Source organism: Mizugakiibacter sp. (assembly GCF_039680435.1).
GTDB lineage: Bacteria > Pseudomonadota > Gammaproteobacteria > Xanthomonadales > Rhodanobacteraceae > Mizugakiibacter.
The window spans coordinates 42,313-51,789 of sequence record NZ_JBDKSX010000111.1 but is presented as its reverse complement, the minus strand read 5'-3'; the positions used below and the strand labels follow the sequence as shown (position 1 = coordinate 51,789).

The window sequence follows — 9,477 nt, the reverse complement described above, 5'->3', positions numbered from 1 at the left end:
CGCGCCGCGTGCGCGCCGCTGCTGCATGCCGCGCTGCACCGCGCCGAGGGTGAAGGCGAGGTTGGAGCCGGTGTCGCCGTCCGGCACCGGAAACACGTTGATGCGATCGAGGTGTTCGCGGCGCTCGATCACGCGGCGTATGCCGGCGGCGAGGGCGCGGCGCAGGCTGGCGCCGCCGCTTGCGGCAGCGGCGACGGGAGGGATCGCGGCAGCGTTCATCGCGCCAGAGTCTAACCGCGCAATGCGTCCGCGTATGTTGCGCCGCAGCGGGACGCGCTGGCACCCGCGTCCGCTTTCTGCCACCATCCGCGGACCCTCTCGCGCACGACCCCGAGGTCCGGCGCCATGAAACGCCCGCTTCTCGTCTGTCTCGCCTTCGGTGCCGGCCTGGCTGGTGCGGCCCAGGCGCGCGATTACGTCGTCGATGATCACCTGCTGGCGGCGAGCGATGCGCCGGCGCCGACGCTGCTCGGCGACCACGACCCGGGGCGCCCCTACGACAGCGGCGCGCACGTCGGCCCGCTCGGACCGGCCTCGTCCTACCGCGGCGACAGCAGCGACACCGGCAGCGGCACCGCGCAGGAAGCGGCACGCACGCCGACCACCCCGGATGCCGCGCCCGCGCAGCCCGCGCGCGAAACCGCACGCAGCCGCAGCACACCGTCCGCCGCGCCGGCGGCGCCGCGCAAGTCGCGCGGCAGCGGACCGAGCTGGCAGTCGCTGCTGCCGGGTTCGATCCAGTAGGGTGCGTCGCGGCGGCCTGCGGGTCGCCGCTCCACACACCGAGGTCCCACCTCCACATCCCCCATCCCTTGCTGCGCAAGGGATTCGCCCCTTTGACTCAATTCGTAGGGTGGAAGCCGCACGGCGGCTTCCACCAAGCGGGGTTGCACGGCCCGGCGGAAGCGCCGCGGTGCGGCGCTTCCGCCCTACGCAATGCGCGCGGCTTGATCGGCGCGACGCGCGCCCCGACCATCGCGGGATGACGACGCTGTTCGAACGCGTGGGCCGGCTGCTGCGGCCGGTGCCGCCGCTGCCCGACGATTTCTGGCGCGCCTGCGCGCAGGCGAATCCGCTGGCGCGACGCATGGACGCCGCGCGGCAGGCGCGCCTGCGTGCGCTGGTGGCGCAGTTCCTGGCGCGCAAGACCTTCAGCCCCGTGCGCGGCGCGCGGCTGGACGACCGCCGCTGCGCGCTGATCGCGTTGCAGGCCTGCATCCCGGTGCTGGAACTGGGCTTCGACTGGCTGGCCGGCTGGCGCGAGGCGATCGTCTATCCCGGCGAATTCAAGGTGAAGCGCACGCACGAGGACTACGCCACCGGCGTCGTCACCGAGGACGAGGACGTGCGCGTCGGCGAGGCCTGGGAGCGCGGCCCGCTGGTCCTGTCCTGGGCCGACGTGGAGCTCGACCTGGCGCAGCCCTGGGACGGCTTCAACGTGGTCGCGCACGAGATCGCGCACAAGCTGGACATGCTCGACGGCGCCGCCGACGGTGTGCCGCGGTTGCCGGCCGGCATCGCGCGGCGCGCGTGGATCGAGGCGTTCCAGCGCGGCTACGACCGGCTCGCCGCCGCGGTCGCGCGCGGCCGCCGCACCGCGATCGACCCGTACGCCGCGGAAAGCGCCGACGAATACTTCGCCGTGGTCAGCGAGCTGCACTTCTCCGATCCGGCCACGCTGCGGCGCGCCGAGCCGCAGGTCGCCGCGCTGCTGGAGGCGTTCTACGGGACGTCGCCGGCACCCGCGTAGGCGATGCACGCCGAACCGCGAGCCACCGGCGGGTAACGTGCGCTCCGCGCACGAAACGGGCGCCGAGTCGCGCTCGTGCGCATGCGACGTGCACGGAGTGCACGCTACGCGTTGCTCCCCGCGCCCCACTCCCGGCCCTCTTCATCCCTCCGGCAACCGCACGCGGAACCGCGCACCGCCCAGCTCCGGCGAGCGGTCCACGTCGAGTTCGGCGCGGTAGGCGCGCACGATGTCCTGCACGATGGCGAGGCCGATGCCGTGGCCCTGCACGCGCTCGTCGCCGCGCACGCCGCGCTGCAGCAGCAGGGCGACGCGTTCCTCGGGGATGCCGGGGCCGTCGTCCTCGACGACCAGCTCCAGGCCGGGCCGGCGCGCGCCGCGCCCGGCCTGCTGGCGCGCCGTCAGCAGCACGCGGTGGTTCGCCCACTTGAAGGCGTTCTCCAGCAGGTTGCCGATCAGTTCCAGCAGGTCGCCCTGCTCGCCGTAGAAGCGTGTGCCTTCCTCGATGTCGAACTCGCAGAGAATGTTCTTCGCCGCGTACACCTTCTCCAGGCCGCGCACCACCTCCTCGGCGTGCGGTTCCAGCGGCACCGGCGCGGCGAAGGTCTGGTGGCCGGAAGTGGCCGCGCGAGAGAGCTGGTAGGCGACGATCTCGTCCATGCGCCGCACCTGGTCGAGCACGTCCTGGCGCAGCACGGGCGTGCCGTTCTCCGACTCCAGCCGCGAGCGCACCACCGCCAGCGGCGTCTTCAGGCTGTGCGCGAGGTCGGCGAGCGTGTTGCGATAGCGCGACAGATGCTCGCGCTCGCTCTCGATGAAGTCGTTGAGGCTGCGGGTCAGCCCGGCCAGCTCGGGCGGATAGCGGCCGGACAGCCGCTCGCGCTCGCCGCGCTCGATGCGCGCGAGGTCGCCGGACACGCGCCGCAGCGGCGACAGCGACCAGCGCAGCAGCAGCAGTTGCATCAGCAGCAGCACCACGCCGAGGCCGGCCAGCCAGCCGAACAGGGTGCGCCGGTAGGCGGCGAGCTGGCGCTCGAACTGCGCCTCGTTCTCGGCGACGTGGAAGGTCAGGTTGATCTCGCCGCGGTTGGGCACCACCCAGGCGACGCCCTCGCTGAGCAGGTAGACGCGACCGACCTTGGTTTGCAGCGGACCGCGAAACTGCGTCTGGCCGGGCGCGAGGCGCGCGCCGAACGGCAGCTCGCGGCCGAGCGCGGACGGCGAATTCCAGCGCAGGCCCTCGCCGACCACCGCGGCGTACAGCCCGGAGCCGGGGCGCGAGAAGTCGGGATTGGGCAGCTTGTCGGGATCCGGCGGGATCAGCTTGCCGTAGCGGCTGACCTCGAAGCCGGCGAGGTAGGCGTAGACGTAGCCCTGCAGCCGGTCGCGCAGCACGCTGATCGCGCCCTCGTAATAGGCGCGGTCGAGCGCGAAGCCGGTGCCGCCGAGGAAGGCCGCCAGCGCGAAACCGGTGGCGAGGGTGGAGCGCGCCGCAAGCGAGAGCGGCCTTCGGCTCACTCGTCCTCGCTTTCGTCGCGCGGGATGGCGAAACGGTAGCCGCGGCCGCGCACGGTCTCGATCGGCTTCAGCTCGCCGTCGGGGTCGAGCTTGCGGCGCAGGCGCCCGATGAACACTTCGAGCACGTTGGAGTCGCGGTCGAAGTCCTGCTGGTAGATGTGCTCGGTGAGGTCGGCCTTGGAGACCAGCTCGCCGGCATGCAGCATCAGGTATTCGAGCACCTTGTACTCGTAGCTGGTCAGGTCGACCGCGCGGCCGGCCACGCCGACCGTCTGCGCGGTGGTGTCGAGGCGGATCGTCCCGCAGCGCAGCACCGGCCGCGACCAGCCGCTGGCGCGGCGCACCAGCGCGTTGATGCGCGCCAGCAGTTCCTCGACGTGGAACGGCTTGACCATGTAGTCGTCGGCGCCGTGCTTGAGGCCCTCCACCTTGTCCTGCCACGACGAGCGCGCGGTCAGGATCAGGATCGGATAGCGCCGGCCGTCGTCGCGCAGCATCTTGACCAGCTCCATGCCCGACAGCTTGGGCAGGCCGAGGTCGATGATGGCGAGATCGAACGGCACCTCGCGGCCGAGGTACAGGCCCTCCTCGCCGTCGGCGGCGGCGTCGACCGCGTAGCCGTCGCGTTTCAGCCGCGCGGCCAACGTCTCGCGCAGCGGTGCTTCGTCCTCGACCAGCAGGATGCGCATCAACGTTTCTCCTTCTCGCCCTTCTCGCTCTTTTCGTTCCTGTCGGCCTGCGCCCGCACCCGCACCACCTTCACGCGGCCTTCCGGGGTCAGCACCTTGATGCTGTACACGGTGGTGCGCCCGTAGTGCAGGGTGTCGGTCGCCAGCACGGTGCCCTTGGTTTCGCGCTGCACCTTCTCCATCGCCTGCTCGAGGGTCAGATCCTCGGCGCAGGCGGCGCCGGCGACCAGCGCCAGCGCGAGAAACAGCAGGACGTTACGGAGTTGTGGCATGCCGGGGATGGTAGCGCAAGGCCGCGGCGGACGGACGCGCCGGGATCGTCGCCGCGATGATGCCGGCAGGCATTGAATTCGCGCTGAATCGTCCGTCGCCGCGCGCCGCCCCCAACCTCCGCTTGCGCGCACCGGAAGCCCGGGGCCTCGCCGGCGCCACGCCGCCGGTCCCCGCAAGCGGGACGGCCGCCACGCCCGCCGCCTAGAACACCTCGCCGACGCAGCAGCGCAGGCTGCCGCCGGCCTTCTCCAGCTCGTCCAGCGGCGCGCTGCGCAGGGCGAAGCCCCAGTCCGCGAGCGCCGCGCGCTGCGCCGGCGCCAGCGCGTCGGCGGCGCGCTCGGACATCCACACCGTGTCGCCGGAAAGCGCGATGCCGTTGCCGCAATAGCAGCCGCACTGGCCGCCGTCCAGGCGCAGCACGCGCGGCGCATAGACGCTTGCGATCGCCTCGGCGTCGGCGGGATCGGCGAAGCCGCCCGGCGCGATCGCGCAGGCGCGGCCGGCGTACACGCTCAGCACCACGTTGGCGTGGTACTCGCCCGGCGCCAGCGCGAAGCAGTAGGTCAGGCGCAACCCGAACGCGGCGTGCATGGCGCGCGCGCCGGCCAAGTCGCAGCGCTCGGACAGGCCGCAGTAGCCGATGCCGCGGGCGCGGTCGATCACCAGCGCGCCGGTCAGCTCGGCCACGCCCTCGAGCGCGGACAGATCGACGAGGCGATAGCGCAGCACGTCGGTGAACCAGGCGCGGATGTCGGCGCGCGCGGCCTCGCGCCGGCGCACCGCGTGGCGCATGCGCCCGACCACCGCCACGCCCGGCGCGGTGCCGAACACGTTGTTGGGGAACACCGCGTCCGGCGTGGCCGCATCGCCGGGGAAGCTCGCCACCGGCAGCGTCGCCGACAGCGCGCGCGCCAGCGCGGCGTGCTGGCGCAAGGCGCGCGCCTCGTCGGCCGCCTGCGCCATCGCCATGTAGCGGTTGTCCTGTGCGGATTCGGCGGCCAGCGAAAAGCCCAGCGGCGTGACCAGGAACGCGCCGCGCGGCGTTGCCGGCGCGCGCGGCGGGTAGCGCTCGGGCGCATACGCGGCGAGGAAGTCGGCGGCGGAGGCGACGATCATGCGGCGTCGCGCGCCGGCGCCTGCACGGCGTCCAGCGCCGCTTCGACCACCTCCCAGCCGGCGTCGTCGCGGTGCGCGCGCTCGCTGAGGATGCGGCGGAACGCGCGCCCGCCCGGCTGGCCGTGATAAAGCCCGAGCAGATGCCGCGCGATGTGCTTCAGGCGCGTGCCGCGCGCCAGCTCGGCCTCGACGTAGACGCGCATCGCGCGCAGCGCCGCCTCGCGCGTCGGCGGCGTGCCGCCCCACAGCGCGGCGTCGGCTTCGGCCAGCAGATACGGATCGTGGTAGGCGGCGCGGCCCAGCATCGCGCCGTCGACGTGGGCCAGATGCCCGCGCAGCTGCGCGAGCGCGGTGATGCCGCCGTTGATCACCACCGTGAGCTGCGGGAACTCGCGCTTCAGCCGGTACACGCGCGCGTAGTCGAGCGGCGGCACCTCGCGGTTCTGCTTCGGCGACAGCCCCTGCAGCCAGGCCTTGCGCGCGTGCACCACCAGCACCTCGACGCCGGCGCCGAGCATCGCCTCGGCGAAGCGCTGCAGGTCGGCGTATTCATCCTGCTCGTCCACGCCGATGCGGCACTTCACTGTCACCGGCACCTCCACCGCCTCGCGCATCGCGCGCACGCAGTCGGCGACCAGCGCCGGCTCGCGCATCAGGCAGGCGCCGAAGCGCCCCGACTGCACGCGGTCGGACGGGCAGCCGACGTTGAGGTTGATCTCGTCGTAGCCCGCCGCGGCACCGTGACGCGCCGCCTGCGCCAGTTCGGCCGGCTCGCTGCCGCCGAGCTGCAGCGCGATCGGGTGTTCCTCGTGGCTGTGCTCGAGCAGGTGCAGGCGGTCGCCGTGCACCAATGCGGCCGAGGTCACCATCTCGGTGTACAGGCGCGCGTGCGGACTGAGCAGCCGATGGAAGTACCGGCAGTGCCGATCGGTCCAGTCCATCATCGGCGCCACGCACAGGCGCCATGCGGCGGGGTCGGGGCGGAACGTCATCCGCGCAGTGTAGCCGAGGCGCGGCGCCGCCACGCCGGAACGGGATCGACACGGATCGCCCGACCCGCCCTATGCTGGGCCCGCTGCAACACGGCCTGGAGCCGCCCGATGCGCCTTCCGCTTGAACGCTTCCTGCCGCTCGCGCTGCTCGCCGTCGCCGCGTGCGCGCACACGTCCGCCGACAGCATGCCCGGCACGCTGGAATGGGACCGCATCGCGGTGCTCGCCGAGGTGTCCGAGCCGGTGATCGCGCTGGACGTCAAGGAAGGCGACGCGGTGCGCCGGGGCCAACTGCTGCTGCGCCTCGACCCGCGCCGCACCGACGCCGAGCTGGCCGCGGCGCGGGCCGACGCGGCGCGCCTCGCCGCCAATCTCGACGAGCTGCGCCACGGCGCGCGCATCGAGACCATCGACGCCGACCGCGCGCAGCTCGCGCGCGCCGAGAGCGACGCCGCCAATGCCCAGCGCGTGCGCGACCGCGCCGCCGCGCTGCGCCAACAAGGCTTGAACGCGCAGGCCGACCTCGACAACGCCGAAACCAGCCTGCGCATGGCGCGCGCCGTGGCACGCGCGGCGCGCGCGCAGCTCGACGAGCTGCTGCACGGCACGCGTCCGGAGGACATCGCGCAGGCCGAGGCCGCGCTGGCCGCCGCGCGCGCGCAGGCCGAAGCGCTGCAGGTGAAGCGCGCGCGCCTCGACGTGCGCGCGCCGCGCAACGGCCGCGTCGACGCGCTGCCGTACCGGCTCGGCGACCAGCCGGCGACCGGCGGCACGCTGGCCAGCCTGCTCGCCGGCGACGCGCCCTACGCGCGCGTGTACGTGCCGGAGCGCCTGCGCGCCGGCGCGCAGCCGGGGCAGCATTACCGCGTGCACGTCGACGGCGTCGCGCAGCCGTTCGACGCGGTGCTGCGCAGCGTGCGCAGCGATCCGGCGTTCACGCCCTACTACGCGCTGTCCGGCGAGGACGCCGGCCGCCTGGTCTATCGCGCCGAGCTGGTGCTGCAGGGCGACGCCGCGCGCGCGTTGCCGGCCGGCCTGCCCTGCCGTGCGGAACGGGTGGGCGATGAACGCCCCTGACGAACGCCCGGCGATCCGCGCGCGCGGCCTGACGCGGCGCTTCGGCACGCTGGTGGCGGTCGATGCGCTCGACCTCGTAGTGCGCCGCGGCGAGGTCTACGGCTTCCTTGGCCCGAACGGCTCCGGCAAGTCCACCACCATCCGCATGCTGTGCGGGCTGCTGCTGCCCAGCGCCGGCGAGATCGAGGTGCTCGGCCACCGCATCCCGCAGGAGGCCGAGGCGCTGAAGCGCAGCGTCGGCTACATGACGCAGCGGTTCGCGCTGTACGACGACCTCACCGTCGGCGAGAACCTGCACTTCGTCGCCAGCGTGCACGACCTCGCCCGCGCCGCGGCGAAGGTGCGCGTCGAGGCGCTGCTGCGGCGCTACGCGCTGGCCGGCATGCGCAACCAGCTCGCCGGCACGCTCAGCGGCGGCCAGCGGCAGCGCCTGGCGCTGGCCGCGGCGGTGCTGCACGAACCGGCGCTGCTGTTCCTCGACGAGCCGACCAGCGCGGTCGACCCGCAGTCGCGGCGCGAATTCTGGGACTCGCTGTTCGAGCTGGCCGACGCCGGCACCACCCTGCTGGTCTCCACGCACTACATGGACGAGGCCGAGCGCTGCCATCGCCTGGCCATCCTCGACCGCGGCCGGCTGGCCGCCGACGGCAACCCGCGCGCGCTGATGGACGGCCTGCCCGGGCAGACCTTCCTGGTCGAATGCGCGGCGCCGCGCGCGGCGCAGCAGGCGCTGGCCGGCACACCCGGCGTGCTGGCGACCGCGCAGATCGGCGCCAGCCTGCGCGTGCTGGCGCAGGACGGCGCCGCGGAGGCGACGGCACTGCAGCGCGCGCTGGCCGCGGCCGGCATCGACGCGCGCGTGGTGCCGACGCCGCCCAACCTCGAGGACGTGTTCGTCGCCGCCACGCAGCGGCCGCGCCATGCCGACGGGGAGGCCGCATGAACGCCTTCAGCCCGCGCCGCCTGTGGGCGATCGTGGTCAAGGAGCTGCGCCAGCTGCGCCGCGACCGCCTGACCTTCGCCATGATCGTCGGCATCCCGACCATGCAGCTCTTGCTGTTCGGCTACGCCATCAACCTGGACGTGCGCCACCTCGACGCCGCCGTGCTCGACCAGGCGCACACGCGCAACGCGCGCGAGCTGGTCGCGGAGCTGGCGCAGTCGCAGGTGTTCGACTTCCGCTACCGGCTGGACTCGCCCGCGCAGATCGACGCGCTGCTGCGCGAGGGCCGCGTCAGCGCCGCGCTGGTGATCCCGCGCGATTTCGAGCGCCGCCTCGCCGACCGCGACCGCGCCGCGGTGCAGATGGTGGTCGACGGCTCCGACCAGGTGGTGCAGCAGGCGGCGCGCCAGCTCGCCGGGCTGTCGGTGACCACGCTGCTGTCGCCGCTGCACGCGGCGGTGCCGCAAGGCCAGGTCGAGATCGTCAACTGGTACAACCCGCAGCGGCGCGCGCCGCTGAACACCGTGCCCAGCCTGATCGGCGTGATCCTGACCATGACCATGGTGCTGTTCACGGCGATGGCGCTGGTGCGCGAGCGCGAACGCGGCAACCTCGAGTTCCTGATTGCCACGCCGCTGTCGCCGCTCGAGCTGACCATCGGCAAGGTGCTGCCGTTCGTCGGCATCGGCCTGGTGCAGGCCACGCTGGTGCTGCTGCTCGGTATCGCCATCTTCGGCGTGCCGGTGCGCGGCTCGCTCGTGGACCTGTACGTCGCGGCGCTGGTGTTCATCGTCGCCTGCCTGGCGCTGGGCGTGTTCCTGTCGACGCTGGCGAAGAGCCAGTTCCAGGCCATGCAGCTGGCGTTCTTCACCTTCCTGCCGCAGATCCTGCTGTCCGGCTTCATGTTCCCGTTCGGCGGCATGCCGCGCGCGGCGCAGTGGTTGGCGGAAACCTTCCCGCTGACCCACTTCATCCGCCTGGTGCGCGGCATCGTGCTGCGCGCGGCCGGCTTCGCCGACCTGTGGCGCGAATTGCTGGCGCTGCTGGCGTTCGCCGCGGTGATGCTGACGCTGGCCACGCTGCGCTTCCACAAGCGGCTCGACTAGGCGCCGCTGCCTT

At 73.3% G+C, this 9,477-nt stretch carries 11 protein-coding genes; 5 read left to right on the top strand and 6 right to left on the bottom strand.

Annotated features, from left to right (window positions below):
- Positions 1-219 (bottom strand): hypothetical protein (locus tag ABFC67_RS12120; protein WP_346738286.1); only part of this gene is annotated, 219 nt, incomplete at its 3' end.
- Between the two features lie 126 nt (positions 220-345).
- On the opposite strand from ABFC67_RS12120, the gene ABFC67_RS12115 reads away from it, so the two are divergent.
- Positions 346-744, top strand: coding sequence for a hypothetical protein (locus ABFC67_RS12115; RefSeq protein ID WP_346738285.1), 399 nt, complete (start codon positions 346-348; stop codon positions 742-744).
- Between the two features lie 238 nt (positions 745-982).
- Positions 983-1,750, top strand: a complete 768-nt coding sequence (locus ABFC67_RS12110; RefSeq protein ID WP_346738284.1) for a M90 family metallopeptidase — start codon at positions 983-985, stop codon at positions 1,748-1,750.
- A gap of 141 nt (positions 1,751-1,891) precedes the next feature.
- On the opposite strand, the gene ABFC67_RS12105 is transcribed toward ABFC67_RS12110, so the two are convergent.
- From ABFC67_RS12105 to dusA, 5 genes are all read right to left on the bottom strand, one after another.
- The gene (locus ABFC67_RS12105) at positions 1,892-3,268 is read right to left on the bottom strand and encodes an ATP-binding protein (RefSeq protein WP_346738283.1); all 1,377 of its coding nucleotides are present in this window, start codon (positions 3,266-3,268) and stop codon (positions 1,892-1,894) included.
- Entirely contained in the window at positions 3,265-3,957 is a 693-nt protein-coding gene (locus tag ABFC67_RS12100) for a response regulator transcription factor (protein WP_346738282.1), read from the bottom strand. Before ABFC67_RS12100 ends, ABFC67_RS12105 begins: the two co-directional genes overlap by 4 nt.
- Complete coding sequence (locus ABFC67_RS12095; RefSeq protein WP_346738281.1) at positions 3,957-4,229, bottom strand: hypothetical protein; 273 nt, start codon at positions 4,227-4,229, stop codon at positions 3,957-3,959. Before ABFC67_RS12095 ends, ABFC67_RS12100 begins: the two co-directional genes overlap by 1 nt.
- Positions 4,230-4,431: 202 nt before the next feature.
- On the bottom strand, positions 4,432-5,346 hold the full coding sequence (locus ABFC67_RS12090) for an arginine deiminase-related protein (protein WP_346738280.1): 915 nt from the start codon (positions 5,344-5,346) through the stop codon (positions 4,432-4,434).
- Positions 5,343-6,338: a tRNA dihydrouridine(20/20a) synthase DusA gene (gene dusA, locus ABFC67_RS12085; protein WP_346738279.1), complete on the bottom strand. Its 996-nt coding sequence runs from the start codon at positions 6,336-6,338 to the stop codon at positions 5,343-5,345. The genes ABFC67_RS12090 and dusA overlap by 4 nt, the downstream gene beginning before the upstream one ends.
- Before the next feature lie 108 nt (positions 6,339-6,446).
- Between dusA and ABFC67_RS12080 the strand changes: the two genes are divergently transcribed.
- Genes ABFC67_RS12080 through ABFC67_RS12070 form a run of 3 tightly spaced genes read left to right on the top strand, consistent with a single transcriptional unit; the run spans position 6,447 to position 9,464 of the window.
- The gene (locus ABFC67_RS12080) at positions 6,447-7,415 is read left to right on the top strand and encodes an HlyD family efflux transporter periplasmic adaptor subunit (protein ID WP_346738278.1); all 969 of its coding nucleotides are present in this window, start codon (positions 6,447-6,449) and stop codon (positions 7,413-7,415) included.
- Between the two features lie 13 nt (positions 7,416-7,428).
- Positions 7,429-8,358, top strand: coding sequence for an ABC transporter ATP-binding protein (locus ABFC67_RS12075; RefSeq protein WP_346738289.1), 930 nt, complete (start codon positions 7,429-7,431; stop codon positions 8,356-8,358).
- Entirely contained in the window at positions 8,355-9,464 is a 1,110-nt protein-coding gene (locus tag ABFC67_RS12070) for an ABC transporter permease (RefSeq protein ID WP_346738277.1), read from the top strand. The genes ABFC67_RS12075 and ABFC67_RS12070 overlap by 4 nt, the downstream gene beginning before the upstream one ends.
- Positions 9,465-9,477: the final 13 nt, after the last annotated feature.

What these genes read in the sequence shown, in the direction of transcription:
- ABFC67_RS12115 (WP_346738285.1), top strand. Translation starts at nt 346, where the DNA reads ATGAAACGCCCGCTTCTCGTCTGTCTCGCCTTCGGTGCCGGCCTGGCT.
- ABFC67_RS12110 (WP_346738284.1), top strand. Translation starts at nt 983, where the DNA reads ATGACGACGCTGTTCGAACGCGTGGGCCGGCTGCTGCGGCCGGTGCCG.
- ABFC67_RS12100 (WP_346738282.1), bottom strand. Translation starts at nt 3,957, where the DNA reads ATGCGCATCCTGCTGGTCGAGGACGAAGCACCGCTGCGCGAGACGTTG.
- ABFC67_RS12095 (WP_346738281.1), bottom strand. Translation starts at nt 4,229, where the DNA reads ATGCCACAACTCCGTAACGTCCTGCTGTTTCTCGCGCTGGCGCTGGTC.
- ABFC67_RS12090 (WP_346738280.1), bottom strand. Translation starts at nt 5,346, where the DNA reads ATGATCGTCGCCTCCGCCGCCGACTTCCTCGCCGCGTATGCGCCCGAG.
- dusA (WP_346738279.1), bottom strand. Translation starts at nt 6,338, where the DNA reads ATGACGTTCCGCCCCGACCCCGCCGCATGGCGCCTGTGCGTGGCGCCG.
- ABFC67_RS12080 (WP_346738278.1), top strand. Translation starts at nt 6,447, where the DNA reads ATGCGCCTTCCGCTTGAACGCTTCCTGCCGCTCGCGCTGCTCGCCGTC.
- ABFC67_RS12070 (WP_346738277.1), top strand. Translation starts at nt 8,355, where the DNA reads ATGAACGCCTTCAGCCCGCGCCGCCTGTGGGCGATCGTGGTCAAGGAG.